This is a genomic window from Cupriavidus sp. 22TCCZM01-5 (genome assembly GCF_057798915.1).
The window spans coordinates 1-25,977 of the sequence record NZ_JBYOJR010000027.1 but is presented as its reverse complement, the minus strand read 5'-3'; the positions used below and the strand labels follow the sequence as shown (position 1 = coordinate 25,977).

Here is a 25,977-nt window from a genome sequence, read left to right as displayed (position 1 = left end):
GTCAGTCTTCTCCGCGAACCATGGTGAAAAACTCCACGCGCGTCTGTGCGGCAGCGCCCGCGCGGCTTGCGGCCCGTTCGGCCTGGGCCCGTGCGAGCGGCCCGAGCACCGTTTCCTGCACGCGCTGGTGCCAGTCGGCGCGCTGAAGGAGGGCGTCCAGCACGGCCGCCTGCTCGGCGTGGCGCGTGCCGCGGCCCTGAACGTAGGCGACGCCCGCCGTGCCGCCCGCGGTTCCGCCTTCGAGCACGACGGCGCAGCGCGTCACCGTGACTTCGCCAAGGTTGAACTGGGCGCCAGTGCCGCCGGCACGGCCGCGCACCATGGCCATGCCGGCTTCCGGCTTGCGCAGCAGGCGGTGGGCGGGCAGGCCGCCTGGACCGGAAAGTTGCGCGTAGGCCGCATCGAGCGCATCCGGCGGCGCCAGCGCCAGGATGCGCAGCCACGCAGCACGGGCTGCGTTGGCGTCCGCCGTGGTATCGTCTTGCATCGTCACCCCTATACGTCTATACGTTTAGATGTTAGCAGTATCAGCACGGCGACACTAGAACATACTGGTATGAAGCTTTCGTGACGGACCCGGCCGATGCTCGGACTCGACCGTGCGAAGGCGGGGCTGAGGCACAATCACGGGTACGGACCGGAGCCGGTAGTGAAATCCGCTCCGATGAATGCTTGATGACAAAGGGCAAGGCAAGACAATGTCTGATCGAGAAGTGGAACGGGGTTCCGGCGTCGCGGTATGGCGCCAGATTGGCGAGGCGCTGGCAGCGGACATCCGCAACAAGCTCTATGGCCCCGGTGAACAACTGCCGCCGGAACCGGAGCTGGCCAGCCGCTTCGCCGTCAACCGCCACACCATCCGCCGCGCCATGGGCGAGCTGGAACTGAGCGGCCTCGTGCGGATCGAGCAGGGCCGTGGCACCTTCGTGCAGGAACACGCGATCGACTATGCGATCGGGCGCCGCACGCGCTTTTCGCAGAACCTCGCCGCGCAGGGCATGCGCGGGCACGTCGAGATGCTGGACAGCCGGGTATTGCGCGCGCCCGACATCGCCAGGCACCTGGGCCTGCCGCGCACCGCGGACATCCTGCACGTGCAGATGATCGGCAAGGCCGAAGACCGCACCATCGACGTCGCCGAGCACTATTTCGACAACAAGCGCTTTCCCGGCCTGGCCGAGCAGCTGCGCGAAAAGCTGTCGATTTCGCGCGCGCTCGCACACTTTGGCATTGCCGACTACACGCGCAAATGGTCGCGCATCACGGCGTCGATGCCGAGCGAGCCGGTCGCGCGGCTGCTGAACCAGCCCAAGACACGCCCGGTGCTGCAGGTGGAGGCGCTGAACGTCGATATCGACGGTGCGCCGCTGCAGTACAGCATGACCCGCTTTGCCGGAGACTGGGTGCAGCTCACGGTTTCCGACAGCGAGTAGCATGCCGGCGATCCTGAAGCATTCCGTGACCGCCGGGAACGACGGCGCCTTGTCGCATTGGTCTAGACATCCGGCTGTCATGTACCAGAACTAACGTATCGCCTATGCATATCACTAGCCAAGCTACCACGGCCCCGCTCGCGGGGATCACAGGCCGCCGCGTGCTGGGCACGGGCGCCATCGTCCCGGCCACGCTGGGGTTCCATGACGGCTGCGTGGCGCAGCAGATGCCGCAGGCGGGGCCGTGTCTCGACGCCGGCGACCTGCTCGTGCTGCCGGGCATCGTCGATCTCCATGGCGATGCCTTCGAGCGCGCCGTGATGCCGCGCCCCGGCGTGAGCTTCCCGTACGCGGGCGCGCTGCTCGATGTGGACCGCCAGCTGCTCGCGCATGGCATCACCACCGAGTTCCACGGCGTGACGCTGTCATGGGAAGGCGGGCTGCGCGGCGAGGCCTACGCACTGCGCATGTTTGAAGCACTGGCCCAGCTCGGATCGGTGCTCGGCGCCTCGCACAAGGTCCACCTGCGCTTCGAGGCCTACCATCTCGACGGCGTGGAGACGGCACTTGCCTGGATGGAAGCCGGGCGCGTCGGGCTGCTGGCCATCAACGACCACCTGCCGACCATGGTCCGCCGCATCGGCGACGACCGCAAGGTCCTGCAATACGCGGAGCGCGCCGAGTGCGACATGGAAACCTTCCGCAACCGTCTGCGCGCGGCCAGCCGCCACGAACAAGACGTACCGGCCGCCATGTCCCGCCTGATTGCCGCGGCGTGCGGCGCGGGCCTGCCCGTGGCATCGCACGACGACCCGGACCTTGCCACGCGGCAGCGCTACCACGGGCAGGGTTGCAGCATCGCGGAATTTCCGCTGTCGGTCGAGACCGCGCGCCTGGCCCGCCAGCTCGGCGATGACGTCGTGTTCGGCGCGCCCAATGTGGTACGCGGCACCAGCCATACCGGTGCGCCCAATGCCACCGAAATGGTATCGGCGGGGCTGTGCACGGTGCTGGCGTCCGACTACTACTATCCGGCCCCGCTACAGGCCGCGTTCAAGCTGGTGCAGCTTGGCGTGGTGGACCTTCCCGGAGCCTGGAAGCTGGTATCGCGCAATCCGGCGCGCGCCGCGGGCCTGCGTGACCGCGGCACCCTGGTCCCCGGCCTGCGCGCCGACGCGATCGTGGTCGATGACCGCCAGCCCGGCCTGCCGCGCGTGGTCGCGACGATCGTTGGCGGCCATCTGAAGCATGCCGCCATGCCGCTGCCCATGACCGATATTTCCGGCGCGGGCCTGGCCGGCAACGACAGCAAGGCAGCGTGATCATGCAAGCCCATCGCTACGCCATCTACCTCGCCCCCGGAGAGCCGTTCCGTACGTTCGGCAGCCAGTGGCTCGGCCGCGACGCCGACACCGGCGCCGCGCTGCCTCATCCGGACCGGCCGCGGGCATGGATCGACGCGCCCGCGCACTATGGCCTGCATGCCACCCTGAAGCCGCCGTTCAGGCTGGCGACGGGCGCCAGCGCGCCCATGCTCGACGCGGCTGCCCGGTCGTTTGCCAGGGAACACAACGCGATCGATGCACCGCTGGTCCTGCGTGAGCTGCGTGGCTTCGTGGCCTGGTGCCTGGACGAGAACACGGCCGGTGCACGCGCAACACACGCACTGGCCGATGCCTGCGTGCAGGCATTCGAGCCGTTCCGCGCGCCCGCGACCGCCGAGGAAGTCGCCCGCCGCCGTCCGCATCAGCTCACGGCCGCGCAGCGCCAGATGCTGGAAGCCTGGGGCTATCCCTATGTCTTCGACACCTTCAAGTTCCATATCACGCTGACGGGCATGCTTGCGGCCGTGGATGCCGTTGCCGCGCTGGCAAGACTATCCGCCGATTGCCAGGAGCTGCTGCAAACGCCGCTGCATGTGGACGGCATCAGCGTATTCGTCCAGCCGGAGGCCGGTGAAGATTTCGTCGTCGGCAGGCACTACCGCTTCGACGGCAGCGTGGTGGACGGAGCCGGCACCGCCTATCTGGAAGCATGAGCCAGCCCATGAATATCGACGGCACCGGCCTGTTCTATGTCATGGGGCCATCGGGCAGTGGCAAGGACTCGCTGCTGCGCGCGCTGCATTCGCGCCTGGGGCCGCGCGACCGCGTGGTTGTGGCCCATCGCTACATCACGCGGGACGCGGATGCCAACGAGGCTTCCGTCTCCCTTTCCGCTGGCGAGTTCGAGCGCCGCGCCGCGCTTGGCTGCATGGCCTTGCACTGGCGCAGCCATGGCCTGCACTATGGCATCGGCCTGGAGATCGAGCCGTGGCTGGCGCGCGGCCTGAAGGTCATCGTCAATGGCTCGCGCGAGCACCTGCCGCATGCGGTGGCACGCTACCCGAAGCTTTGCGCCGTGCATGTCCGCGTGAAGCCGGAAGTGCTGGGCGCGCGCCTGCGCCAGCGCGGCCGTGAATCCGAAGAGGCGATCGTGCAGCGTCTCGCGCGCGCGGATGCGTCCTTTGCCGTGCCGGCGCAATGCCGCGTGGTCGAGATCGACAACAGCGGCGCGCTGGAAGATTCGACCCAGGCATTCGCCCGGCTGGTCGGCCTCTGACCGGCGGCCGGACGCGCTCGTTGCGGCAGGCGCTCCGGCTGGGCGTCAGTCCAGCGTGACCCCGGTATCGGCCGTCAGCTTCAGCACCACCGGCAGGTAAGCCGTGTAGGCACTGGCTGCCTCGGACGGGGTGTTGCCGATCGGTTCTGCCCCCATGTCTTCGACACGCTTGGCGAAGGCCGGGCTTTTCACCAGCGCGCTGACCTCGCGGCCGAGGCGGTCGACGACAGGCTGGGGCGTATTGGCCGGGGCCATCAGCGTGATCGGGCCGGTCAGCCGGTAGGCGTCGTCGGGAAAGCCTGCCTCTGCAAAGGTGGGCACGTCGGGCAGAGACCTGGCGCGCCGCGGTCCGGTCACTGCGATCGGCCGCAACTTGCCGCCGGCGAAGTGTTGCTGCAACGCGGTGACCGAGCCGACGGTCACATTGACCTGGCCGGCGAGCAGGTCGGTCACCATCGGCCCCTCGCCGCGGTAGGGCACGTGCAGGATGTCGACGCCGTACTTCCTGGCCATGTAGGTCTGGATGGTATGCGGCTGGGTGCCCGGCCCCCAGGAACCCATGCGCAGCTTGCCCGGTTCCTTTTTGGCGTAGTCGATCAGTTCGGCCACGGTCTTGACCGGCACGGCGGCATTGACCGCCAGCACGGTGCGCGCGGTGGCGATGTCGGAAATCGGGCGCAGGTCGGTGCGCGGATCGTAGGGCAGCTTCTTGTATAGCGCCAGGTTCGACGTGATCGGGCCAGGGATGGTCAGCAGCAGGGTGTAGCCGTCGGGCGCTGCCTTGGCCGCCTGGTCTGTGCCGATGATGCCGCCCGCACCGCCCTTGTTTTCAACCACGATGGTCTGGCCAAGCCGCTTGCCGAGGCCATCCGCAAGCGCGCGCGCCAGCGTGTCGGTCAGTCCGCCTGCCGGGTACGCCACCACCAGCCGCACCGGCCTGGTCGGGTAGGCATCCTCGGCGCCTGCGCCAGGCGGCAGCAGGCACAAGGCCGCGGCTGTGATCAGCAAGGCTCGCCGCCGGCGTGCCAGGGTGCGGTTATTCATGTTCTTGTCTCCTTTTCGAATCTGTGCCCGATGCCGGAGAACCTTATGGGCGGCACGCCTCATGGGTCAATAAGACAGCCTATATTTCCAATATTTGGAAATTGATTCCGCTTTTTGACACTGGATGGCTCGCTGTCCAGACTGGGTAAAGAGGAAAACGCCATGAACCTGCCAGTCGAACAATTCATTGCCGAACGCCGCCGCGACGATCCATCCTTCGGCGGCCTGCTGGCCAAGGGCTTCGCCCTGCTGCGCTGCTTTATCGACGAGCCGCGCCCGCTCGGCAACGGCGAGCTGTCGCAGCGGTTGCAACTGCCGCGCGCCACCGTCTCGCGCATTTGCCGCACGCTGTTCGAGCTGGGCTACCTCGACTGGGATCCCAAGCTCGACAAGTACTTCGTCAGCGCTCAGGTGCTGGCGCTGGGCTACCCGTACCTGGCCGGGCTGCAGGTGCGCCACGTGGCCCGGCCACTGATGCAGGCGCTGGCGGACCGCATCGAGGGTGCCGCGTCGATGGGCGTGGCGCACCGGCTCGACGTGACCTACTTGCAGTCCTGCACCCACAACGAGGGCACTCCGGCCCGGCCGGGAACCGGCGCCGTGCGCTCGGTGTTGAGCACGGCCATGGGCCGGGCCTACCTGTGCACCTTGTCGAAGGCGCAGTTCGAAAGCCTGATGGTGGCCGCCCGCGAGGAGCGACCCGAGGAGTACGCCGCGTTCTACGACACGCTGTGCCACAACGTCGCGCACTACCCCAAGCGCGGCTTCGCGCTCAACGAGGGTGACGCCGGGGTCGGCGTGTACGGCGTGGGCGTTTATTCGCGCATCAAGTACCTGAACCGCCCGCTGCTGTTCAACTGCGCCGTGCCTGGCTCGCAGGTGAAGCGCGGGATGATGGAAAAGAAGGTGGCGCCGCTGCTGATGGAGATGGTGCGCTCCATAGAGGCCGCCACCGGCCTGCGCTATTAGCCGGCCAGGCCCGGCCGAAACTAACCATAAAACAAGACCTGGAGACAGCCACATGGTTGACCTGAATTCCCTGCTGTACCCGCGTTCGATCGCGGTGGTCGGTGCTTCCACCCAGCCGGACAAGGTGGGGGGCATGCCGATCCGGCTGCTGCGCGAACTGGGCTATGCGGGGCGCCTCTATCCGGTCAACCCGTCCGCTGCCGAGGTGCAGGGCCTGCGTGCCTATGGCTCGCTGGCGGAGATCGGCGAACCCGTCGACCTGGCGATCGTGGCGGTGCCGGCCAGCGCCAGCCAGGACGTGATGGCGCAGCTGGCCGGCAACGGCACGCGGGCCGCGGTGGTCTTCACCTCAGGCTTCGCGGAAGCCGGGGAGGGCGGCGTGCGCATGCAGGACATGCTGGCCCGCGGCGCACGCGATGCCGGCGTGACGCTGCTGGGCCCCAACTGCCTGGGCGCGATGAACCTGCGCGAGCGCATGTTCGCCACCTTCTCGCCGATCCCGCTTGGCGGCGTGCCGCTGGTCGGTGAAGTCGGGCTGGTCAGCCAGAGCGGAGCCTTCGGCGCCTATGCGTACGCGCTGGCGCGCGAAGCGGGGCTGGGCCTGAGCCACTGGGTCACCACCGGCAACGAGGCCGGGCTGCAGGTTGCCGACGTGATCGCGTGGCTGGCCAACGACCCGAACACCCGCGTGATCCTTGCCTACATCGAAGGCTGCCGCGACGGCGCGCGCCTGCGCCAGGCGCTGGCCGCGGCGCGTGCGGCGGGCAAGCCGGTGGTGGTCACCAAGGTCGGCACCACGGCGGCAGGCGCGCGCTCGGCGCAGTCGCACACGGCCAGCCTGACTGGTGAGGATGCGGTGTACCAGGCGGTGTTCGATGCCTACGGCGTGCACCGGGCCCATACGCTCGAAGAGTTCTTCCGGCTCGGCTATGTGCTGTCCCGCGGCCGGCGGCCGGCGGCCTGGCAGCGCCGGGAAGCGGGGCGCACCGGCGCCGCCACGCCGCTGGCGATCGTCACCGTGTCGGGCGGCGTGGGCATCATGATGGCCGATCGTGCCGAACAGCTGGGATTGCCGCTGCCGCCGATGCCGGACGACGCGGCCGAGGCGCTGCGCACCGCGATCCCGTTCGCCAGCACCGCCAATCCGATCGACGTGACGGGGCAGGTGGTGGCGCAACCGCGCGTGTTCATGGACGCCATCACAGGCGTGGCGCGCAGCGGCGCCTACGGCTGCGTGGCGGCCTTTCTCGCCGGTGGCGCCAATGCGCCGCGGCTGTGGCCAGCGCTGCAGCAGACCATCGGTGCGTTAAGCGAAGACGCAGATGCCGCACCGCTGCTGCTGGCCGGCATCGTCGACGACGACAAGCGCGAATGGCTGGAAGCACGCGGCTGCCTGGTGTTTCGCGAACCTGGTCACGCCGTGGAAGCCGTCGCCACGCTGGCGCAGGCGGCGGAGCTGGAGTCCGCCCGGGGTACGTCGTCAGAGACCGGGCCGCGGACCGGTGCGCGACTGCGCGAGCTGCCGCGTGGAGCCACGGCGCTGTCCGAGCACGAGGCCATGCGCCTGCTCGCCGACGCCGGCGTGCCGGTAGCTCCGCACGGGCTTGCGCACGATGCGGACGAGGCGGTGCGCATTGCCGAGGGCCTTGGGTATCCCGTGGTGGTGAAGCTGTGCTCGCGCGAAATCCTGCACAAGAGCGATGTCGGCGGCGTGGCACTCAACCTCGCCGATGCGCAGGCGGTGCGCGATGCCTTCGACCGCATGGCGCAAGCGGTCGCCCTGGTGCGCACCGAAAGCGGCGCGCCGGTGCCATTCGAAGGCGTGCTGGTAGCGCGCATGGTGCGAGGCTGGGGCGAGGTGATGGTCGGCGTGCGGCGCGACCCGGTGTTCGGGCTGGTGGCGCTGGCGGGCATCGGCGGCACTGCCGTCGAGATCTTCCGCCAGACTGCCTGCGGGCTGGCGCCGCTGTCACGCGCACAAGCGCGCGCGATGCTGCGCGACTGCCGCGCCGCCGCGTTGTGCGAAGGGCATCGCGGCAACCCCGCAGTGGATCTCGATGCCGCCGCGCAGGTGCTGGCCACGGTGTCGCAACTGGCCGCCGAGCTGGGCGAGCGCCTGGACACGCTCGAGATCAATCCTTTTATCGTTACCGCGCAGGGGCTGGTCGCCGCTGACGCGGTGGTCACGCTTCGCCCGGACAGTCGCAGCGCTTCATAGCGACGGCGCGCAACGCGATGGACAGGATGCCCGCGCAGACGGGCGCCGCTGTCGCGACAAGACGCAGTACCTCAAACAAGACAGGAGACAATCATGCAGATGCACACGCACTTGCCGGCGCGGCGCATGGCGCTGCACGGACTGGGCGCGCTCGCCGTGGCACTGTGCGGGGTAGCTTCCCCTGCGCACGCCGGCGCCTATCCCGACAAGCCGATCCGGCTGGTCGTACCGTTCCCGCCGGGCGGCGGCACCGACGTGGTCGGCCGGCTGCTCGCGGCGGGACTGTCCAGGGAACTCGGCAAGACCGTGGTGGTGGAGAACGTGGCGGGTGCCACCGGCACCATTGGCTCGGCCCAGGTCGCGCGCGCCGCGCCTGACGGCTACACGCTGGTGCTGGGCATCTCCGCCACGCATGCGATCGCGCCAGCGATCTTCCCCAGGCTGACCTATGATCCGCTGCGCGACTTCGTGCCCGTCAGCCGGCTTTTCTATGGCGGCAACGTGCTGATCGCCGGCCCCGGCTTTACCGGCCGCGACCTGCCCGAGCTGATCGCCACGGCCAGGCGCCCCGGTGCCGACCTGACCTACGGTTCATGGGGCAACGGCTCCGGCGGCCATCTTGCGGGCGAAAGCCTCAACGTGCTAGGCGGCATCCACCTGCGCCATATCCCCTACAAGGGCGTGAGCCCGATGCTGACCGACGTAATGGGCGGCACGCTGCCCGTGGCCATGTCGGACCTCGCTGGCACGCTGCCGCTGATCCGCAGCGGCAAGGTGAGGGCGCTGGCGGTCACTGGCTCCGAGCGCTCGCCCGCGCTGCCCCATGTGCCGACCTTTACCGAAGCGGGCGTGGCGTTCGGCGTCGACAGCTGGTTCGCGCTGTTCGCCCCCGCGCGCACGCCGGTCGAGATCGTCGACAAGCTCGAACGCGCCACGGTCGCGGTCATGCAAGATCCTGCCGTCAAAGCGCAGGCCGACACGCTCGGCATGCGCTACGCCCCCCAGCCACGCAGCGCCTTCGCTGCGCAGATGCGCAGCGATGTGTCCGCCTGGGCCGCGCTGGTCAAGTCAAGCGGTGCGGCCCAGGAATGAGCTGCCACGGTCCCCACTTTGTCCGCCCATTTTCGGAGCCCTCATGAACCATCCCGCACCACAGTTGTTCGCCGCACCCGTCTACAGCTCCAGCCAGGAAGCGCTGGCGGCCGCCGCCGCCATACCGCTGGTGATTTATGGCTATCCGCTGGTCGAAACGATCCGTACTTGCAAGGTGCAGACCGCGGTCAGCCAGGCCACCGCCTATGGCCGCGCCCCGGTCAACACGCTGTCGGCGAGCGAGCGCCAGTGGACGCATGAAGACCGCGATGTCGTCACGCCTGCCAATGACCTGTTGTACTTCTGCGGTTGGGCCAACCTGGCCGACGGACCGGTCACGCTGCGCGTGCCGCCGCTGCCGAAGTGTGACCCACAGCGCGACCGGTACTACGTGGTGGAGCTGCTGGATGCCTGGACCAACAACTTCGAGAACCTGGGTCCGCGCAACGTGCCGGCCGAAGGTGGAACCGTGACGCTGGTCGGTCCCGGCCAGCACGCCGAAGGCGAGCATGTCGTGGCCTGCCCGACCTCGCTGGTGTGGCTGCTGGGGCGCGTGCTGGTACAGGGCGCCGACGACCTGGCCGCGGCCCATGCGTTCGAAAGCGGCTTTGCGCTCGACGCGCCGGACAAGACGATGCCGCAATGCGTACGCGCATGGTGCGATACCGGCAACGAGGCGCTCGACTTCTTCCAGAACCTGTTCAACGCACTGCGGGAGTATCCGCCCAGCGAGCGCGAACTGGGCGCGTTCACGCTGCTGCGCAAGGCCGGCCTCAAGCTGGAGGGCGAGATCGACGTCACGGCATTGCGCGCGGAGGTCCGCGCCGGCCTGGAGAATGCGTATCGCCAGGCCATGCAGCTGATCGAGGCGCATACGCGCAGCCAGGGCCGCAAGAGCTGGGGCTACAGCCTGAAGCTGGGCGTCTATGGCGATGACTGGCTGCAGCGCGCCTGCACCGCGATGAAGGGCCTCGGTGCGCTGCGCGCCGACGAGGCCATCTATGCGATGGCCGATTTCGATGCCGACAGCGAGCCGCTGCATGGCGCGCACGCGTATGAACTGCGCTTCCCGCCCGGCATGCTGCCGCCGGCGCAGGCGTTCTGGTCGGTGTCCTTATACGGCGAGGACCGTTTCTTCAGCGCCAACGAGATCGGCCGCTATGCCCTGGGCGACCGCACGCCGGGCCTGCGCATGGAGGCAGACGGCAGCCTGGTCATCCCGATCTCGCACCGGCGCCCCGAACAGGCCGAACAGGCCGGCAACTGGCTGCCCGCTCCCGCGGGCCCGTTCTACCTGATCCTGCGCCTGTACCATCCCGCGCCGGCCTTTATCGCGGGCGAGTACCGCATTCCGCCGGTGCGCCGGATTGCCTGAGGAGCGAGATTCCATGATGCCATCCGCCGATTTCCATACGCCCGCGCTGGTCCGCGAGGCCGTGCTGTACACGCTGCCGCTCTACGAAATGGCGCGCATGCGCGCCGCCACCTGCCCGCGCCGCCGCCGTGAAGGCGCCTTTGCCGACGAGCGCCCCGACGGCACGCTGCGCTGGGTCAACCAGTTCTTCCACACGCGCCAGCTGCTGGGCCCGCAGCACCGGCAGGTGGTCACGCCCAACAACGACACGCTGTACAGCAACGCCTGGCTCGACCTGTCGCAGGGGCCGCTGCTGCTGGAAGTGCCGGACAGCGCCGGACGCTACTACGTGCTCGGGCTGCTCGATTTCTATACCAACCCGTTTGCCTACATCGGCAGCCGCACCACCGGCACGCAGGCCGGGCGCTTCCTGCTGCACGGTCCCGGCTGGCAGGGCGAAGCGCCGGCTGGCGCCACCGCCATCGCCTGTCCGACCGATGCGTTGTGGCTGCTGGGCAGGCTGCTGGTGGACGGCCCTGACGACCTGCCCGCGGTGCATGCGCTGCAGGACCGCTTCCGGCTGACGCTGCCGGACGGCGGCGACGCGGTGCGCGCGTACGACGTCGGCATGCTGCCCAGCGAACACCTCGGCGCGTCGGCGCAACAGGTGCGGCGCTATGCCGAAGTGGTGAACCGCGCGCTGCGCGAGAACCCGCCGCCAGCGGACGAGGCGACGACCGTGAAATCCTTCGCGGCGGTTGGCCTCGGTACCGCCTGCGAGGGCATGCCGCTGGACGATAAACAGGTGGCGCTGCTGGCCGCTGCCATGGAGCAGGTGCTGGACGAGCTGGCCCGGCCGGTGCCATCCGCGCTTGGCGGCGGCTGGAGCCTGCCGGTCGAGATCGGCGAGTCGTTCGGCACGCGCTATGCCGAGCGCGCCCAGGTGGCGCGCAACTACATCGGCGCGCTGGGCATGGACGAGGCCATGTACATCATCGCTGACTGCGACGCACACGGCCGCCCGCTCGACGGCAACGAAGCGCACGAGCTGGTGTTTCGCGCTGGCCAGCTGCCGCAGGTGGGCGCGTTCTGGTCGCTGACCATGTACGACAAGGGCGACTGCATGCTGGTGGAAAACCCGATCGGCCGCTATTCACTGGGCGACCGCTCGCCCAGCCTGCGCTATGAGCCGGACGGCAGCCTGCGCTTGCACCTGGGTGCCGCCGCGCCGCGCGACGCGGCACGCCACGGCAACTGGCTGCCGGCGCCGGCGGGGCCCTTCTACGTGGCCCTGCGGCTCTACGTGCCGGGCGAGGCGCACCTCGGCAAGACCTTCCCGTATCCGGGCATCCAGGCCACGGAGGCATGACGATGACTGCTGACACGATATCGCGCAGGGCCATGCTGGCACGCCTGCGTGGCCTGATGCTGCTGGGTGCGGCGCCCGCGCTGGCGCCGCTGGCAGCACGGGCGCAAGCGTATCCGGCGCGCACGGTGCGGCTGATTTCCCCCTATGGTCCCGGCGGGTCCAACGACACCTCGGCACGGCTGCTGGCCGAAGCGCTGAGCCGCAAGTACGGGCAGCAGTTCGTGGTCGAGAACAAGCCCGGCGCCGGCACCCGGGTGGCCAACGAAACGCTGGCGCGCGCCACTCCCGACGGCTACACGCTGCTGTGGGCCGCCGCGCCGTTTGCCATCAATACGGCGGCCGGGCTGCCACAGCAATACGACATCCACAGGGATTTCGTCGCGGTCGGGCCGCGCGTGGTCGGCCCGGTGTTCCTGATCGTCAAGGCAGACTCGCCGGCGCGCTCGGTCGCGGATTTCGTGAAGCTGGCCCGTGCCAGGGCGCAAGGCGTCACCTTTGCGTCGCCCGGCGCCGGGTCCGGGCCGCACCTGACGGCGGAACTGCTTGGCGCGCAGGCGAAGTTCAAGGTGCTGAACGTGCACTACCGCGGCGATGCCACCGCCTACACCGAACTGCTGGCCGGCCGCGTGGATGCCACGCTGACCGCCATCACGACGGCGCTGCCATTTATCAAGGCAGGCAAGCTGCGGGTGCTGGCGGTCGCTTCGGAGCAGCGCACGCCGGTCTATCCCGATGCGCCCACCTTCGTCGAGCAGGGCTATCCCGGCGTGATCGGCTACGGCTGGTTCGGCCTGATGGCGCCGGCCGGCACGCCCGCCGCCATCGTGCGACAGATCAACCAGGATGCCAGCGCCGTGCTGTCCGGCGCGGATCTGCGCAACAAGCTGGCGGCGCTGGGATTGCAGCCCGAGCCGGTGGACAGCGCTGGCTTCGCGGGCTTCATCGACGCGGAAGTGCGCAAGTGGGCGACGGTGATCAAGGCCAGCGGCGTGGTGCTGGAGTAGCCGCACGCACGCCGCTCGCACTCCGCACACAGGCGCTTGGCAGGGCAGCGACGAGCAGCCGGCCCGGCGCCTACAGCGCCGTGCTGAAGCTGATGCCGTGCTCGGTGAACCCCAGGCTCCGATAGAAATCGTGCGTGCGCAGGCGCCGCGCGTTGGAAGAAAGGGCCAGCTTGCACGCGCCGGCCTCGCGCGCGATCCGCATGGCTTCGTGCATCATGGCCTTGCCGACGCCCGTGCCGCGCGCGGCGGGCGCGACCACAACGCCTTCGACAATCGCTTCCGGGCGTCCGTCGTGGACCATGGTCGGGAACAGCATCAGGCTGAACGTGCCAAGCGGGCGATCCTCCGCATCGACCATCAGGTAGCAGCGGTAGAACGGGAAGCGCTGCATCGTCGCATAGCGTTCGCGCATGGTGGCCAGCGCAAGCTCCGGCTCGTCGTCCATGGTCGCGAGCAGGGCGGCGAGCTGCCGAAGCTCCTCGTCGCTGCCTTGCACCTCGCGCAAGCTCGGCACCGGATCGCTCATGCCGCGGGACGCGCGCAGCGCGCGGCCATGTCCAGGTAGTGCGCGAGCGGCGGCGTGGGCAGATCCACGACTTTCGCCAGGTCATCGTAGCGGCGCAGGCGTACGGCGGCGTCGGCGTACGGGGCCGCCGCGAATGCGCTCGCCTGGGAGGCATCGTAGGGTCCGCCCTGCAGCGCAAGGCTGTGGACCGAGGCCTCGGACAGCGTGCCGAAATAGCCGGCATCCACCGCGCACAGGTAGCGCTTGGCGGCCACGTGCAGGCGGACGGGCTCAGTCACGTCCGGGCCGAAGAGCGCCGCCAGTGCATCCGCGGCGGCTTCCTGGTGGCGCATGTCGGTGGTGCTGCTTTCGGCCAGCATCAGGTGGCCGACATCATGCAGCAACGCTGCAATGATCAGCGGCTCGGGTTCGCTGGCCTGCTCGGCCAGTTGCGCGCACTGGAGCGCATGCGCGGTCTGGCTGATCGCCTCGCCGCCGTAGTAGGCGGTGCCGTGGCTGGTGAACAGGGATTCGATGCGGGGCAGGGTCAGCATGGAATTCTGCAATGGGTGCGCTTGGGGTTAGTGTCGGTCAGACCAGTACCTTGCGGATCTGTGCCGATACGACGTCAATCGCCGTCACAAACACGATGATGATGATCATCACGGCGCAGGTCTGGCCGTACTGGAAGCTGCGGATGATCTCCCACAGCACGGTGCCGATACCGCCCGCGCCGACGATCCCCACCACCGAAGCCGAGCGCACATTCGACTCGAAGCGGTACAGCGCGAACGACAGCCACAGCGGCAGCACCTGCGGAATGACGCCGTAGACGATCTCTTCCAGCGGGCCCGCACCGGTGGCGCGCACGCCTTCGACGGGACCCGGGTCGATGGCTTCGACGGCCTCGGCGAAGAGCTTGGCCAGCACGCCCGTGGTGTGGATCCAAAGGGCCAGCACGCCGGCAAAGGGACCCAGCCCGACCGCCACGATGAACAGCATGGCGAAGACCATCTCGTTGATGGCGCGGCATGCATCCATGACGCGGCGCGCCGGCTGGTAGACCCACGCCGGCACGATATTGGCCGAGCACAGCAGGCCGAGCGGCACCGCCATGAAGACGGCCATGGCCGTACCCCATACCGCGATCTGCACGGTCACGACCATTTCTTCGAGATAGTGGCGCCAGTCGCGGAAATCGGGCGGGAAGAAGTCCGCGGCAAACCGCGCCATGTTGCCGGAGTCGCGCAGCAGGTCCAGCGGGCGCATGTCGGCGCCGTTCCACGACAGGGCAAGCATGGCCAGCACGATTGCCCAGACCAGCATCACGGAAAGCGGAGTGCGCGGCGGCCGGGCCTGGCTGTTCGGGGAGAGCGGCAGGGCGTGCCTGGTGGTGACGGTCATGGGGGACAATCCGGTGTGGCGAGAAAAGGCGAGAAAAGGCGGGAGGCATGGCGGCGGCTGGCAGCACAGGCGTGCGCCAGCCGCAAGCGGGAGGTTGAGCGCGGTTACTGGGTGCTGACAGCCTTGTCGAGCTCGGCCAGGCGGCGCGACACGTCGGCAAGCTGCTTCTGCTTGTCCGCTGCGGCCAGCGTGGTATCGGTTTCGATGCGCGCCTTTTCCTTGGCCAGTTCAATCTGGCGGATCGGGACGAGCTGCGCGTCGGTGGACGGACGGAAGCCCTGGTAGGTCAGCGTGGCCAGCACCTGCTTCTCGCGCGCGGCGTCGGCGCCTTTGCCGTAGTTGACGAAGAAGGTCTGGATCTTCTTTTTCAGGTCGGCCGGCAGGTCCTTGCGGTAGACCAGCGGGTCTGCCGGGATCAGCGGGGACTTCCACAGCACGCGGACCATGTCATACGGGTTCTTGCCCGTGTTGATACGATAGCGCTCGAAGTTCTCGGTGTTGTTCACGGCCACGTCCACCTGCTTGTTCAGCACGGAGAGCAGGTTGGTCTCGTGGTTGCTGATACGCACGGCCTTGAACAGGGTCTTCGGCTCGACCTTGTGGGCGGCCCACAGGTAATAGCCCGGCACAGCGGTGCCGGAGGTGGAGTTCGGGTCGCCGGCACCATAGCTCAGTTCCTTGCCGTGCTTGATGACGTCTTCCACGCTCTTGATGTCGCTGTCCTTGCTGACGATCAGCAGCGACCAGTAGCCCGGGTTGCCGTCCTTGTCGATCACGGAGGCGAACACCTCGCCGTTGGCGCGGTCCACGGCTTCCATGGCCGACTTGTTGCCGAACCAGGCGATCTGGACCTTGTTGAAGCGCATGCCTTCGATGATGCCAGCGTAGTCCGACGCAAAGAACGGCTTGACGGTAACGCCGAGCGTTTTGCTGAGGTCATCGATCACCGGCTGCCAGGCCGATTTCAGGTTCGACGACGATTCCGTCGAGATGAAGCCGATGTTCAGGCTCTTGGCGTCCTGCGCAAAAGCGGGCAGGGCGACTACGCCCGATGCAACCACGGCGAGAAAGGTTCTGCGAAGCATGGGTGACTCCGGTTGGAATTCGAGTTGGGGAACGTCTGGAAAAAGAACGGAACGCGTGGCGCGACAGCCGTCAGGCCGTCGCAAGCTTCATGGTTGCCAGGGCGGGAACGGGCACGCCTTGCGGCTCAGTGGCGAGCGTGTCGTGCAGCAGTTCTTCCGCCTCGGTGCCGTACAGGTCGCGGAGCATGTCGGGCGTGAGCGCCGCGGACGGGCCGTCGTAGACGACCTTGCCATGGCGCAGCGCGACCACGCGCGGGCAGTAACGCATCGCCACGTCCACCTGGTGCAGCGACACCACCACGGCGACCTGGCGCGTGCGGTTGATCTGCGCCAGCAAGGACATCACGCGGCGCGACGATTCCGGGTCCAGCGAGGCAATCGGCTCGTCTGCCAGGATCACGCGCGCGTTCTGCACCAGCGTGCGGGCGATGGCGGCGCGCTGCTGCTGGCCGCCCGACAGCGTCGAGGCACGCTGGAACGCATAGTCGTCTATACCAACCTGGGCGAGGGCATCGAGTCCTGCCTGGATCTCGTCGGCCCGGAACAGGCGCAACAGGCTGCGCCATTTCGGCAGCCGCGACAGCATGCCGGCCAGCACGTTGGTCATGACCGGCAAGCGCCCGACCAGGTTGAACTGCTGGAACACGAAGCCGATCTCCGAGCGCACGCTGCGCACGTCGCCCGCGAGGCGTCCGTTGCGCTGGACGGCACGGCCGTTCACGAGGATTTCGCCGGCGTGGGCATCGCCGGTAACGAAGCCGGCAATGTGGCGCAGCAGCGTTGACTTGCCGGAGCCCGAGGCGCCCAGCAGGGCAACCATTTCACCGGGCGCGACGTGCAGCGTGACATCGTCAAGCGCCTTGCGGTCTGCGCGGAACGACTTGGTCAGGCCGCGCACTTCGATGGCATGCATCATCTCGATTCCCTTGCTTGAATGACGAACGCATTCTCGCGGCAACCCGTGACAGAACGATGACGATTGCAGCGCTTGCGGCGAGCCGTGGAAGGGGAAAACGCGTAGTTGAATTTCGTCACGCAACCGTCATAATCGCTTTCCAGAATCATCCTCAATCCGGCTTCTATGCAATCGCTGATGCGCGTGACGATTCGTATGATCACCGTACCGGGCACTCCCGGACGGGCCGCCCTTCACAGGGCGGCTGTTTACCCAACGTCGGAAGACGGGGCAGCCCCGCTGATGGTGAGCGACTGGAGCCAGCGCGAGCCCGAAGTCTTCCTCGCGGCGCAAACCTGGGCGCGAAGCCGCGCATTCATCATTTCCAATCCGCGCAGCGGCTCTTTCTACGGCGGCCGGTACGGTCGGTACTAGTCCACTGCATTGCCAGCTGCGCACCGCTGCAGTGCGCAGAAGACCGATCCGGAACGACGATGGCCACAAGACCATCGCGCTTTCGCATGCCACGCGTGCGGATTGCACGTCCGTCGGCGCATCCAGCGCATACAATCTTCTAGTCAAATACGCATCCCCACCCCCATTGCGCCGGAACATTGCCAGCCGGCCGCAGGCGGGACGGTGCGGTCGGTGTGTCCTTTGCAACGGCATGACCGCGGACGCTCAAACACGAACAATAAGCGGAGGTCCCGCCATGGTCCGTATCCGTGTGTTCGATATCGTGCGGTTCTAATTGCAGGCCGCAGGCCTGGCGCAATTCCCGCTGGTCGTGGGGGGGCGTGGTGCCGGTGGTCAATCTCGACGGCGTTGGCGCGGGGCAGGTGCGCCTGACCGGCGCGAAGGGCAGGCCGACGCGGCCGTCGAACACTACGTGGGCTCCCGCCGGCGCTGGTCGAACAGGTCGAAGCCTACTGGGGACAATGGTTCAAGCCGGGCGTCGACCCTGGCGCGCCACGCGGCGATCCATGACTTCGAGTTCGCATGGCGGGTGCATCTTCGCCAGTCATGGCGGCGTCACGGCATGGTGTTATTCAGGTTGCTTGCCGTTGCCATGCGACCATTGCCGCCATGCCTGCCTTCCCTCCCGACCGGAAGACCGAATCCCGCCGCCCGTGGCTGCGCCGCGGCATGCTGGGGGCTGCACTGCTTGCGCTTTCGACGCTGGCGCTGACCGCGCAATGCCGCCAGGACGATCTGTGGCTGCCGGGCATGACGCGCGACAGCCTGTGGCAGCACGTGCAGGAGCGCTGCCTGGTCCCGGAACGGGAGCGCCATGCGGATTGTGCGGTCGTCGACCGCGAACGCGGCCTGGTGCTGTACAAGGACGCCCTCGGCCCCAGCCATTACCTCGTGATCCCCGACCATAAAGTGACCGGCGTAGACGATCCTGCGCTGTGGGAAAGTGGAACCGGGAACCAGTGGGCGTTCGGCTGGGAGGCGCGCGACATCGTCAGCAAGGCCATCGGCAAGCGCGTGCCCGACAATCTGGTCGGCCTGGCGGTGAACTCCCGTGCATCGCGCAGCCAGGACCAGCTTCATATCCACCTCGACTGCATCAGCGAGGCCGCGCGCGCGTTCATTGCCGATCACGCCGGCCAGGCAAGCGAGGGCTGGGCCGAGTTCCGATTCCAGGGCAAGCCGGTGCGCGCGGTGCTGATCCCGTCTTCCGACGACACATTGCGCTTCAATGCGTTCGACGCCGTCCGGACAAGTCTTCCGCAAACGGGGCGGGTCACGGACCGCGGTGTGTTTGTTACCTACGTGTCGCGCCAGGACGGCCGGTCCGGATTCCTGGTCGTGGATCAGCCGGTGGATGCCGCGTCGGGGAGCACCGGCCACGCCAGCGATTTCCTTGACCGGGCATGCCGGCTTGGCCGAACGCAGTGACGTGGCAGGCGGTCCCGCGCCAGCCGTGTGGCGCCCGGGCGGACATGGGGTGGTGTCCGGTCAAACGATCCCGAGAAAATCGCCACGCCACCGGCGCCGATGTTCTACGCTGGTGGGGATCCGACCCGAGAGCACGGGGTATTCATGGCGACACCATCACAATTCATCCAGTGCTACGCCCATGCACCGGAGTCCGCCCCAGAGGCCTGGCACTGGGATTGCCCGATCTGCATCAGCCGGTTCTGTGCGGGTGCAACCCATGCGGTTCGGCGTGGCATCAGCTTTGCGCTGTACTGCCAACATGACAAGCGACTCCTGATCGCACGCCCGATGTCTGGCGACCAAATCGAACTGAGCCTGACCGGGCCGCTCCCTGAAAGCGCGGCCATCGAGGCCGTGGCTGCGGCCAACGCCGACGGGCAACGCGTCGTCTACCAGCAGGACCTCACGCATTGAGGCTCGCGGCGGCCTGACCTGCCAGAGATCGCCATGCGCGGAACATAGTGATATATTACATATCACCACATGACCCTATCTCGCACCGCAGGCACGGACCATCCCCGGCCTCGAGATGCTGGTGGCGGGGCTGATCGCCTATCTGTCGAGCGATGCCATTGACGGCTGGCTGTACCAGCGCAGTCGCGATGGCGTGTTGCTGCCGTGGCCGGTCTTGCGCATTCGCCACGTGGAGCGTCTCTGGCGCCTCCAGGCCGAACAGTGCGGTACATCGCTGTCCGGGGAGTTGGTCAATGCGCTGACCGCTACCTACCCGAAGGCGAGCGCGCGCGACATCAAGGAGCTGATGAAGCTCGCAACCCGCTACGCCAAGGCGAAGCAGATTGCGCTGTCGGAAGACGTGTTCGGGCTATGCGCGCAGTTCCGTGCGATTGATTAGGTGGCTGGCGCCGCGAGCCATCGAGATCACGGCACATCTCGCGCCGCGTGGCGGGAGATGTGTCATGCCATTGGAGCTGGTTTGCGAATCCACGGCCATTGCCGCCAGCGGCGAGGTGGCCCGGCGGCTCGATGTGTCCGATGGGTTCCCGCTGCTGCGCATCCGCAGAACGCGATCGTGGCGCCATCAACCGCGCTTCGGCAGTTTCCAGCCCGGCCGGATGAAATGGCAGGTGTAGCCGTTAGGGTAGCGTTCCAGGTAATCCTGGTGTTCCGGCTCGGCTTCCCAGAACGGGCCCGCGGGTACGACCTCCGTCACGACCTTGCCGGGCCACAGGCCTGAGTGCTCGACATCGGCAATTGTGTCTTCCGCTGCCTGCTTCTGGGCATCATCCCGATAGAAAATGGCCGAACGGTAGCTGGTGCCGACGTCGTTACCCTGGCGGTTTCTTGTGGTCGGGTCGTGGATCTGGAAGAAGAACTCCAGGATCTGGCGATAGCTGATCTGCTGTGGGTCGAAGACGATCTCGATCGCTTCCGCATGGGTACCGTGGTTGCGGTAGGTGGCGTTGGGCACATCGCCGCCCGTGTAGCCCACGCGCGTGGTCAGCACGCCCGGATACCGCCGCAGCAGGTCCTGCATGCCCCAGAAACAGCCGCCGGCCAGGATTGCGATTTCGGATTGGGTGGTCATGGCTGGGTCCTTTTCGTTCTGTTGCGTTGCCTGGCCCCGGCGGAGCAGGCTCTCGCGGGGCGTTTGCACATTGTCCTTCATTGGAGGGCAACGATGTTCCGCAAGGTTGGCCGACGGGACAGGCTTGGGTCGGGATTTCTCTCATGTCAGTGGCATTCCAGCTCAAGCGCAGCAGCGGGCTGCCCTGGCACCGTAGCGCTATCCGGCCAGCGCAGTAGCGGCTTCGGCAATGCGCTCCGCCAGCCGGCTGGCAACGGGCTGGCGGCTGTGGGGCGCACGCTCGACCAGGCCGACTTCGCGGTAGAACGTGTCCGCGCCCAGCGGCAGCGCCACGACGCCCGGCGGCCCTTTCCCGCATTTGCCCGCTGCAAACGTGCGCGGGGACAGCCCGACACCCAGCCCGCGCGCCACGAGCTGCACGATACCTTCCAGTTCATCGAGTTCGATCGCTTCCTGCACCACCACGCGATGCTGGCGCAGGAACTGGTCGACCAGCCGGCCACCGAACGAGCCGCGGTCATAGCGGATGAACGGCGCCGACTCGATGGCCTCGCGCCAGTGGCAGCAGCCTGCCATCGCGGCCGGCACCAGCAATTCGAACGGCTCGCGCAGCAGCGGGCGCCAGTCCAGTTCGGCAGGCAGCGCGTAGGGCGGGCGGATCAGCACCGCGATATCGATGTCCCCGGCATCGACCTGGCCCAGCAGGCTCAGCGATACGCCCGGCACCATGCGCACGCGGCAGCCCGGCAGTTCGGCGCGGAAGCGGGCAATGGCATCGGGCAGGAAAGTGACCTGCGCCGATGCGATGGCGCCAATGCGCACCATGCCGCCTTGTGCGTCGGGACCCTGGTGGCCGATCCGTTCATACAGCGCGACCAGCTCCTCGGCCAGCGCCAGCGTGTCCTGACCAGCCGCGTTGAGCCGGGCCGAGCGCCCGGTGCGGTCGAACAGCGGAAAACCCAGCTCCTCTTCGAGCCGGTGGATCTGCGCGCTGACCGCTGACTGGGTCAGGCCAATCCGCGCGCCAGCCCCTGCAAAAGTGCCGTGGCGGGCGACGGCGATAAAGGTGCGTAGCTCTCGCAGCATGCCGATTGATCGAATTTCATGTTGCTCAGCCTGAAAATATATCGCTTTTCATCATGATTCGTCATGCATAGACTTGGCCCGTGTGAAGGCTGGTCCCAGGCACTGCCTGCGCCGCCCGACATCCCTCCAATTCTCGAGAGCCCCAAGCCATGAGCGCACACGCCGCCGTCCTGCCCCCGTTCCACCTGGCCTTCCCGGTCCATAACCTTGCCAGCGCGCGCGAGTTCTATGGCGAGCTGCTCGGCTGCCCCGAAGGTCGCAGTTCGGATGCATGGATCGATTTCAACTTCTACGGCCACCAGATCGTGGCGCACCTGGCGCCCGATGAGTGCGGCCACCATGGCACCAGCGCCGTTGACGGCCATGCCGTGCCCGTGCGCCACTTCGGCGCGGTGCTGTCGATGGAGGCCTGGCAAGCCGCGGCCGACCGGCTGCGCGCGGCCGGCGTGGAATTCGTCATCGAGCCGCACATCCGCTTCAAGGGCGAGGTGGGCGAGCAGGCCACCATGTTCTTCCTGGACCCGTCGGGCAATGCGCTGGAACTGAAGGCGTTTTCCGACATGTCCTCGCTGTTCGCGAAGTAGGGGAGCGGGGCGGACGCCCTCAGGACGCGACCCCGGCTTCGGCCACCAACTGGTCGCGCAAGAAGCTGAGGAAGGTGCGCACGCCGTCGGGCAGGGTACGTCCGGCAAGGGTCTGCAGCTCGATGGCGCGGCTTTTCATGCCGCGTTCGCGGATCGTCGCGGCATGCAGCTCGCCGCGGCGCAGGCGGTCGCCGACCGTGACCGCGCCCGAGATCGACAGCCCGCCGCCGTGCAGCACGAAGCTGGTCAGGGTCTCGAACTGGTTGCTGACCAGCACCGGCTCGAACGCGATGCCGCGTTCGCCGCACGCAATGTCGAAAAGCTGCCGCACGGTGTTGTCGCCCTCCGGCAGCGCCAGCGCATACGGCTGCATCTGGGCCAGCGTGATGCTGCGAAACCGCGCCAGCGGATGATCGGGCCGCATGATGGCGATCACGGGCGCCGCCTGGCGGTGTTCGACGCGAATGCCTTGCTCGGCAGCCCGGCTGTACGTAATGCCGATATCGGCGTCGCCATGCAGCACGATGCCCGTGACCTCGGCCGGCGGCGCCACGCGCAAGTGGAAGTGAAGCCCCGGGTAGCGTTCGCGGAATTCGGCAATGGCGCGCGGCAGGAACTCGATGGCAAAACCGGCCGAACTGGCCACCCGCACGCGCCCGCGCCGCAGCCCCTGCAGCGCGGCGATCTCCGTCACCACGCGATCCGCCTCCAGCGCATTACGCAGGGCGTAGGCGGCCAGCAGCTCGCCCGCGGCGCTGGCCACCATGCCGCGCGGCCGGCGGTCGAACAGCGGCACGCCCAGCAAGGCCTCCAGCGCCGCCACCTGGCGGCTGACCGCGGACACCGTGACATTGAGCCGCTGCGCCGCCTCGGTCAGCGACCCGGTCCGGACGACTTCCAGGAAATGGCGCAGCGAGGTGTCCTGCAGGCGGTGCGACAGCATCGGTTCGGGCTCCGTGTGGTTGGGGTTTAGGTTTGCGTTTTAGGAAAGGGTATTTGAAAAAATCATCGATTGTGGGAAACCCACGCCGCCCCTATGCTCTTTCCTGACAACGACAGGACGCAGAGGAGACAGGCTTCCATGAACGCGCCAACGGGCAACCCCGCCACCCCAGCCGCCAACCCGACCGATTCCATCCTCGAGCTCGACGCCGTCGCCTTGTCACGGGCCATCCATGCGCGCGAGGTGTCGTGCGTGGAGGTGCTCGACGCCTGTCTGGCACAGATCGACCGCCACAATCCGCGCGTCAATGCCATCGTGGCGCCGGTGGACCGTGACCGTCTGCGCCGGGACGCCGCCGGCCTCGACGGCGAACTCGCCCGGGGCGCGAGCCGCGGCGTGCTGCATGGGTTCCCGCAGGCGCCCAAGGACATCATGCCGGCGGCTGGCATGGTGACCACCAAGGGCTCGCCGATCTTCGCCGGGCAGGTCAGCCAGACCGATGCCGTGATCTTCGAGCGCATGCGCGCCGGCGGCGCACTGTTCGTCGGCCGCACCAACTCGCCCGAGTTCGGCCTGGGCGGGCACACCTACAACCCGGTCTATGGCACCACCCGCAACGCCTGGGACCCGTCACGCTCGGCCGGCGGCAGCAGCGGCGGGGCGGCCGTGGCGGTGGCGCTGCGCATGCTGCCGGTGGCCGACGGCTCAGACATGATGGGATCCCTGCGCACGCCGGCCGCGTTCAACCATGTGTATGGCCTGCGCACCTCGTTTGGCTGCGTGCCGCACGGGCCGACCGAGGAGGTCTTCTTCCAGCAGTTCAGCGTGGCCGGGCCAATGGCGCGCAATGTGCCGGACCTGGCGCTGTTGTTGTCGGTACAGGCCGGGTTTGACCCGCGCCTGCCGCTGACACGCCGTGCCGAGGCACCGGGCAGCTTTGCGCTGCCGTCCGAGCGCGACTGGAGCGGCGTGCGCATCGGGTGGCTCGGCGACCTCGGTGGCCATTTGCCGACCGAGCCCGGCCTGCTCGATACCTGCGTCATGTCGCTCGGTCATCTGCGCACGCTCGGCTGCACGATCGACGCCGCGCTGCCGGACTTCGACCTGGAGCGCTTGTGGCAGGCATGGATCGACCTGCGCAGCTTTGCCGTCGCGGGTGCCAATGGCGCGCTCTACCGCGACCCTGTCAAGCGCGCACAGCTCAAGCCGGAAGCCGCCTGGGAAATCGAACGCGGGCTGGCCCTGTCAGGATCGCGCGTATATGAAGCCATGACTGTACGCAGTGCGTGGTACCAGGCGCTGCGCGCGCTGTTCGAGCGCTTCGACTACCTGGTCATGCCGGCGGCACAGGTCTTCCCGTTCCAGGCCGAACTGGACTGGCCGCACGCCATCGACGGCCGCGACATGGACACGTATCACCGCTGGATGCAGGCCGTGGTGCCGGCGACGATGTCGGGCCTGCCCGCGCTGGCCGCGCCGGCGGGCTTCGGTCGCCAGGGGCTGCCGGCCGGCATCCAGATCATCGGCCCCGCCCAGGCCGACGCCGCGGTGCTGCAGCTCGGCCATGCCTATGACCAGGCGGGTGGCTTCTCGCGCATGCGCAGCCCCTGGCTGGCGTAGGCGCCGGACCTTCGAGTTGATCCGCGCGCGGCAAGCCGCCGTCCGAATGGCTTCGTCTTCCCCTCGTTTCCCCAAAAGCCGCAGGCAGGAGTTGAACCGATGACCGCAACGCCCACGAAATCTTTCCTTGCATGCGCCGGCCTGGCGATGGTGCTGGCTACCGCGCCGGCCGCGGCGCAGGGCCCGGCCTATCCCAACCGGCCAATCCGGCTGGTGGTGCCCTTCGCCGCCGGTGGTGCGACCGACGTGCTGGGCCGCTTGCTGGCGGTGGGCCTGACCGAGAAGCTTGGCCAGCCCGTCGTGGTGGAGAACAAGCCCGGCGCCAGCACGGTAGTCGGCGCCGCGCAGGTCGCCAAGGCCGCCCCCGATGGCTATACGCTGCTTCTTGCCGCCAGTACCACGTTGACGCTGAATCCGGCCATCCGGCAAAACCTGTCGTACGACCCGATCAAGAGCTTTACGCCCCTGGGGCTCGTCGCCGACATGAGCCTGGTGCTGGTCGCCAACCCCGATCTCCCGGTGAATTCGCTCAAAGACCTGGTGGTACAGGCAAAGGCAAATCCGGACAAATTTTCCTATGGCTCGTTCGGCGCCGGATCGTCCGTGCATTTTGGTGGCGAGATGCTGAAGGCGGCCACTGGTACGCGCATGGTTCACGTGCCGTTCAACGGCAGTGCGCCAAGCCTGACGGCGCTGGCCGGCGGGCAGGTCCAGGTCGCGGTGGACACCGTGGTTGCCAGCCTGCCGCTGATCAAGGGCGGCAAGATCAAGCCGCTGGCAGTGCTGTCGGCGCAGCGCCTGCCCGCGTTGCCGCAGGTGCCTACCGTGGCCGAAAGCGGTTATCCCGGCTTCCAGATGGGCACCTGGTTTGCGTTGATAGCACCGGCTGGCCTGCCGGCACCGGTACAGCAGAAGCTGGAAAAAGCGCTGGCGGAAGTGGCCAACGCGCCCTCAACCAAGGCCCGCATGGTCGAACTGGGCTTGACCCCGGCCTATGGCAATGGCGCGGCGATCAAGGCCCGCGTCGAGAAGGAACTGCCGGAGATGCGAGCGGTGGCGGCGCGCGCGGACATTCACGCGGAGTAGAGAGGCGGGGAGCCGGCAAGAACGTGCCGAACACCGTGAACACGATGACTGCCGACGGGCGGCCGGTGCGGTAGCTCGTCTGGCCGCATTGGGGTTAAAGCCCCGCACCAACGACTTAACATAAGACCGATTATGCGTAGCATCGCTGTTGGCGCCAGATTCTAATGTCCGCTTATAGCCAGATTCAAATGT

26 protein-coding genes are annotated in these 25,977 nt (G+C 67.8%); 16 read left to right on the top strand and 10 right to left on the bottom strand.

Features of this window, described 5'->3' with window-relative positions; translation table 11 throughout:
* Position 1: 1 nt before the first annotated feature.
* Positions 2-487, bottom strand: coding sequence for a phosphonate C-P lyase system protein PhnG (gene phnG, locus AC3FNH_RS22595; RefSeq protein ID WP_488721628.1), 486 nt, complete (start codon positions 485-487; stop codon positions 2-4).
* A 211-nt stretch (positions 488-698) separates the two neighbouring features.
* On the opposite strand from phnG, the gene phnF reads away from it, so the two are divergent.
* From phnF to phnN, 4 genes are all read left to right on the top strand, one after another.
* Complete coding sequence (gene phnF / locus AC3FNH_RS22590; RefSeq protein WP_488721627.1) at positions 699-1,433, top strand: phosphonate metabolism transcriptional regulator PhnF; 735 nt, start codon at positions 699-701, stop codon at positions 1,431-1,433.
* 104 nt (positions 1,434-1,537) lie between these two features.
* Positions 1,538-2,755, top strand: coding sequence for an alpha-D-ribose 1-methylphosphonate 5-triphosphate diphosphatase (locus tag AC3FNH_RS22585; protein ID WP_488721626.1), 1,218 nt, complete (start codon positions 1,538-1,540; stop codon positions 2,753-2,755).
* Positions 2,752-3,471, top strand: coding sequence for a DUF1045 domain-containing protein (locus tag AC3FNH_RS22580; protein ID WP_276101546.1), 720 nt, complete (start codon positions 2,752-2,754; stop codon positions 3,469-3,471). Before AC3FNH_RS22585 ends, AC3FNH_RS22580 begins: the two co-directional genes overlap by 4 nt.
* Positions 3,468-4,034, top strand: coding sequence for a phosphonate metabolism protein/1,5-bisphosphokinase (PRPP-forming) PhnN (phnN, locus tag AC3FNH_RS22575; protein ID WP_488721625.1), 567 nt, complete (start codon positions 3,468-3,470; stop codon positions 4,032-4,034). Before AC3FNH_RS22580 ends, phnN begins: the two co-directional genes overlap by 4 nt.
* A gap of 45 nt (positions 4,035-4,079) precedes the next feature.
* Here phnN and AC3FNH_RS22570 read toward each other — a convergent pair whose 3' ends face one another.
* Positions 4,080-5,078 (bottom strand): Bug family tripartite tricarboxylate transporter substrate binding protein, encoded by a 999-nt coding sequence (locus AC3FNH_RS22570; RefSeq protein WP_488721624.1) that lies wholly within the window; start codon positions 5,076-5,078, stop codon positions 4,080-4,082.
* Positions 5,079-5,240: 162 nt separating this feature from the next.
* Between AC3FNH_RS22570 and AC3FNH_RS22565 the strand changes: the two genes are divergently transcribed.
* The 6 genes from AC3FNH_RS22565 to AC3FNH_RS22540 all read left to right on the top strand — a co-directional run bounded on the left by AC3FNH_RS22565 (position 5,241) and on the right by AC3FNH_RS22540 (position 13,084).
* Positions 5,241-6,047 (top strand): IclR family transcriptional regulator, encoded by an 807-nt coding sequence (locus AC3FNH_RS22565; protein WP_488721623.1) that lies wholly within the window; start codon positions 5,241-5,243, stop codon positions 6,045-6,047.
* Positions 6,048-6,099: 52 nt separating this feature from the next.
* A complete protein-coding gene (locus AC3FNH_RS22560) occupies positions 6,100-8,265 on the top strand; it encodes an acetate--CoA ligase family protein (RefSeq protein WP_488721622.1) in 2,166 nt (721 codons plus the stop codon).
* A gap of 93 nt (positions 8,266-8,358) precedes the next feature.
* Positions 8,359-9,357, top strand: coding sequence for a Bug family tripartite tricarboxylate transporter substrate binding protein (locus AC3FNH_RS22555; protein ID WP_488721621.1), 999 nt, complete (start codon positions 8,359-8,361; stop codon positions 9,355-9,357).
* A 43-nt stretch (positions 9,358-9,400) separates the two neighbouring features.
* The gene (locus AC3FNH_RS22550; protein ID WP_488721620.1) at positions 9,401-10,732 is read left to right on the top strand and encodes a DUF1254 domain-containing protein; all 1,332 of its coding nucleotides are present in this window, start codon (positions 9,401-9,403) and stop codon (positions 10,730-10,732) included.
* Positions 10,733-10,748: 16 nt separating this feature from the next.
* Positions 10,749-12,080 carry a DUF1254 domain-containing protein gene (locus AC3FNH_RS22545; RefSeq protein WP_488721665.1) on the top strand — a complete coding sequence of 444 codons (1,332 nt, stop codon included), beginning with the start codon at positions 10,749-10,751 and terminating at the stop codon, positions 12,078-12,080.
* A 2-nt stretch (positions 12,081-12,082) separates the two neighbouring features.
* Positions 12,083-13,084, top strand: coding sequence for a tripartite tricarboxylate transporter substrate binding protein (locus tag AC3FNH_RS22540; RefSeq protein WP_488721619.1), 1,002 nt, complete (start codon positions 12,083-12,085; stop codon positions 13,082-13,084).
* A 70-nt stretch (positions 13,085-13,154) separates the two neighbouring features.
* On the opposite strand, the gene AC3FNH_RS22535 is transcribed toward AC3FNH_RS22540, so the two are convergent.
* From AC3FNH_RS22535 to phnC, 5 genes are all read right to left on the bottom strand, one after another.
* Positions 13,155-13,610 carry a GNAT family N-acetyltransferase gene (locus AC3FNH_RS22535; protein ID WP_488721618.1) on the bottom strand — a complete coding sequence of 152 codons (456 nt, stop codon included), beginning with the start codon at positions 13,608-13,610 and terminating at the stop codon, positions 13,155-13,157.
* Positions 13,607-14,143 (bottom strand): phosphonate degradation HD-domain oxygenase, encoded by a 537-nt coding sequence (locus tag AC3FNH_RS22530; RefSeq protein ID WP_488721617.1) that lies wholly within the window; start codon positions 14,141-14,143, stop codon positions 13,607-13,609. The genes AC3FNH_RS22535 and AC3FNH_RS22530 overlap by 4 nt, the downstream gene beginning before the upstream one ends.
* 37 nt (positions 14,144-14,180) lie before the next feature.
* Positions 14,181-14,993 carry a phosphonate ABC transporter, permease protein PhnE gene (gene phnE, locus AC3FNH_RS22525; protein ID WP_488721616.1) on the bottom strand — a complete coding sequence of 271 codons (813 nt, stop codon included), beginning with the start codon at positions 14,991-14,993 and terminating at the stop codon, positions 14,181-14,183.
* 104 nt (positions 14,994-15,097) lie between these two features.
* On the bottom strand, positions 15,098-16,078 hold the full coding sequence (gene phnD / locus AC3FNH_RS22520; RefSeq protein WP_488721615.1) for a phosphonate ABC transporter substrate-binding protein: 981 nt from the start codon (positions 16,076-16,078) through the stop codon (positions 15,098-15,100).
* Positions 16,079-16,148: 70 nt separating this feature from the next.
* Positions 16,149-16,994 (bottom strand): phosphonate ABC transporter ATP-binding protein, encoded by an 846-nt coding sequence (gene phnC / locus AC3FNH_RS22515; RefSeq protein ID WP_488721614.1) that lies wholly within the window; start codon positions 16,992-16,994, stop codon positions 16,149-16,151.
* Between the two features lie 1,065 nt (positions 16,995-18,059).
* Between phnC and AC3FNH_RS22510 the strand changes: the two genes are divergently transcribed.
* The 3 genes from AC3FNH_RS22510 to AC3FNH_RS22500 all read left to right on the top strand — a co-directional run bounded on the left by AC3FNH_RS22510 (position 18,060) and on the right by AC3FNH_RS22500 (position 19,773).
* A complete protein-coding gene (locus AC3FNH_RS22510) occupies positions 18,060-18,878 on the top strand; it encodes a CDP-diacylglycerol diphosphatase (protein WP_488721613.1) in 819 nt (272 codons plus the stop codon).
* Positions 18,879-19,208: 330 nt separating this feature from the next.
* A complete protein-coding gene (locus AC3FNH_RS22505) occupies positions 19,209-19,334 on the top strand; it encodes a hypothetical protein (RefSeq protein ID WP_276101531.1) in 126 nt (41 codons plus the stop codon).
* A 121-nt stretch (positions 19,335-19,455) separates the two neighbouring features.
* Entirely contained in the window at positions 19,456-19,773 is a 318-nt protein-coding gene (locus tag AC3FNH_RS22500) for a hypothetical protein (RefSeq protein ID WP_488721612.1), read from the top strand.
* 186 nt (positions 19,774-19,959) lie between these two features.
* Here the strand turns inward: AC3FNH_RS22500 and msrA are convergent, their stop codons facing one another.
* Together msrA and AC3FNH_RS22490 are read right to left on the bottom strand one after the other, a co-directional pair.
* On the bottom strand, positions 19,960-20,466 hold the full coding sequence (gene msrA, locus AC3FNH_RS22495; protein ID WP_276101529.1) for a peptide-methionine (S)-S-oxide reductase MsrA: 507 nt from the start codon (positions 20,464-20,466) through the stop codon (positions 19,960-19,962).
* A gap of 198 nt (positions 20,467-20,664) precedes the next feature.
* Positions 20,665-21,552 carry a LysR family transcriptional regulator gene (locus AC3FNH_RS22490; RefSeq protein ID WP_488721611.1) on the bottom strand — a complete coding sequence of 296 codons (888 nt, stop codon included), beginning with the start codon at positions 21,550-21,552 and terminating at the stop codon, positions 20,665-20,667.
* 149 nt (positions 21,553-21,701) lie between these two features.
* Here AC3FNH_RS22490 and AC3FNH_RS22485 point away from each other — a divergent pair, with 149 nt between their 5' ends.
* Positions 21,702-22,136: a VOC family protein gene (locus tag AC3FNH_RS22485; RefSeq protein WP_488721610.1), complete on the top strand. Its 435-nt coding sequence runs from the start codon at positions 21,702-21,704 to the stop codon at positions 22,134-22,136.
* Between the two features lie 19 nt (positions 22,137-22,155).
* Here AC3FNH_RS22485 and AC3FNH_RS22480 read toward each other — a convergent pair whose 3' ends face one another.
* Positions 22,156-23,079, bottom strand: coding sequence for a LysR family transcriptional regulator (locus AC3FNH_RS22480; protein WP_488721609.1), 924 nt, complete (start codon positions 23,077-23,079; stop codon positions 22,156-22,158).
* A gap of 138 nt (positions 23,080-23,217) precedes the next feature.
* Between AC3FNH_RS22480 and AC3FNH_RS22475 the strand changes: the two genes are divergently transcribed.
* A complete protein-coding gene (locus AC3FNH_RS22475) occupies positions 23,218-24,699 on the top strand; it encodes an amidase (RefSeq protein ID WP_488721608.1) in 1,482 nt (493 codons plus the stop codon).
* Between the two features lie 99 nt (positions 24,700-24,798).
* Entirely contained in the window at positions 24,799-25,785 is a 987-nt protein-coding gene (locus AC3FNH_RS22470; RefSeq protein ID WP_488721607.1) for a Bug family tripartite tricarboxylate transporter substrate binding protein, read from the top strand.
* The last annotated feature ends 192 nt before the right edge of the window (positions 25,786-25,977 follow it).

What these genes read in the sequence shown, in the direction of transcription:
- AC3FNH_RS22540 (WP_488721619.1), top strand. Translation starts at nt 12,083, where the DNA reads ATGACTGCTGACACGATATCGCGCAGGGCCATGCTGGCACGCCTGCGT.
- AC3FNH_RS22570 (WP_488721624.1), bottom strand. Translation starts at nt 5,078, where the DNA reads ATGAATAACCGCACCCTGGCACGCCGGCGGCGAGCCTTGCTGATCACA.
- AC3FNH_RS22490 (WP_488721611.1), bottom strand. Translation starts at nt 21,552, where the DNA reads ATGCTGCGAGAGCTACGCACCTTTATCGCCGTCGCCCGCCACGGCACT.
- AC3FNH_RS22535 (WP_488721618.1), bottom strand. Translation starts at nt 13,610, where the DNA reads ATGAGCGATCCGGTGCCGAGCTTGCGCGAGGTGCAAGGCAGCGACGAG.
- phnE (WP_488721616.1), bottom strand. Translation starts at nt 14,993, where the DNA reads ATGACCGTCACCACCAGGCACGCCCTGCCGCTCTCCCCGAACAGCCAG.
- AC3FNH_RS22560 (WP_488721622.1), top strand. Translation starts at nt 6,100, where the DNA reads ATGGTTGACCTGAATTCCCTGCTGTACCCGCGTTCGATCGCGGTGGTC.
- AC3FNH_RS22510 (WP_488721613.1), top strand. Translation starts at nt 18,060, where the DNA reads ATGCCTGCCTTCCCTCCCGACCGGAAGACCGAATCCCGCCGCCCGTGG.
- AC3FNH_RS22555 (WP_488721621.1), top strand. Translation starts at nt 8,359, where the DNA reads ATGCAGATGCACACGCACTTGCCGGCGCGGCGCATGGCGCTGCACGGA.
- phnG (WP_488721628.1), bottom strand. Translation starts at nt 487, where the DNA reads ATGCAAGACGATACCACGGCGGACGCCAACGCAGCCCGTGCTGCGTGG.
- AC3FNH_RS22505 (WP_276101531.1), top strand. Translation starts at nt 19,209, where the DNA reads ATGTCTGGCGACCAAATCGAACTGAGCCTGACCGGGCCGCTCCCTGAA.
- AC3FNH_RS22545 (WP_488721665.1), top strand. Translation starts at nt 10,749, where the DNA reads ATGCCATCCGCCGATTTCCATACGCCCGCGCTGGTCCGCGAGGCCGTG.
- phnN (WP_488721625.1), top strand. Translation starts at nt 3,468, where the DNA reads ATGAGCCAGCCCATGAATATCGACGGCACCGGCCTGTTCTATGTCATG.
- AC3FNH_RS22470 (WP_488721607.1), top strand. Translation starts at nt 24,799, where the DNA reads ATGACCGCAACGCCCACGAAATCTTTCCTTGCATGCGCCGGCCTGGCG.
- AC3FNH_RS22475 (WP_488721608.1), top strand. Translation starts at nt 23,218, where the DNA reads ATGAACGCGCCAACGGGCAACCCCGCCACCCCAGCCGCCAACCCGACC.
- AC3FNH_RS22585 (WP_488721626.1), top strand. Translation starts at nt 1,538, where the DNA reads ATGCATATCACTAGCCAAGCTACCACGGCCCCGCTCGCGGGGATCACA.
- AC3FNH_RS22485 (WP_488721610.1), top strand. Translation starts at nt 21,702, where the DNA reads ATGAGCGCACACGCCGCCGTCCTGCCCCCGTTCCACCTGGCCTTCCCG.
- phnC (WP_488721614.1), bottom strand. Translation starts at nt 16,994, where the DNA reads ATGATGCATGCCATCGAAGTGCGCGGCCTGACCAAGTCGTTCCGCGCA.
- AC3FNH_RS22480 (WP_488721609.1), bottom strand. Translation starts at nt 23,079, where the DNA reads ATGCTGTCGCACCGCCTGCAGGACACCTCGCTGCGCCATTTCCTGGAA.
- AC3FNH_RS22530 (WP_488721617.1), bottom strand. Translation starts at nt 14,143, where the DNA reads ATGCTGACCCTGCCCCGCATCGAATCCCTGTTCACCAGCCACGGCACC.
- phnD (WP_488721615.1), bottom strand. Translation starts at nt 16,078, where the DNA reads ATGCTTCGCAGAACCTTTCTCGCCGTGGTTGCATCGGGCGTAGTCGCC.
- AC3FNH_RS22550 (WP_488721620.1), top strand. Translation starts at nt 9,401, where the DNA reads ATGAACCATCCCGCACCACAGTTGTTCGCCGCACCCGTCTACAGCTCC.
- phnF (WP_488721627.1), top strand. Translation starts at nt 699, where the DNA reads ATGTCTGATCGAGAAGTGGAACGGGGTTCCGGCGTCGCGGTATGGCGC.
- AC3FNH_RS22565 (WP_488721623.1), top strand. Translation starts at nt 5,241, where the DNA reads ATGAACCTGCCAGTCGAACAATTCATTGCCGAACGCCGCCGCGACGAT.
- msrA (WP_276101529.1), bottom strand. Translation starts at nt 20,466, where the DNA reads ATGACCACCCAATCCGAAATCGCAATCCTGGCCGGCGGCTGTTTCTGG.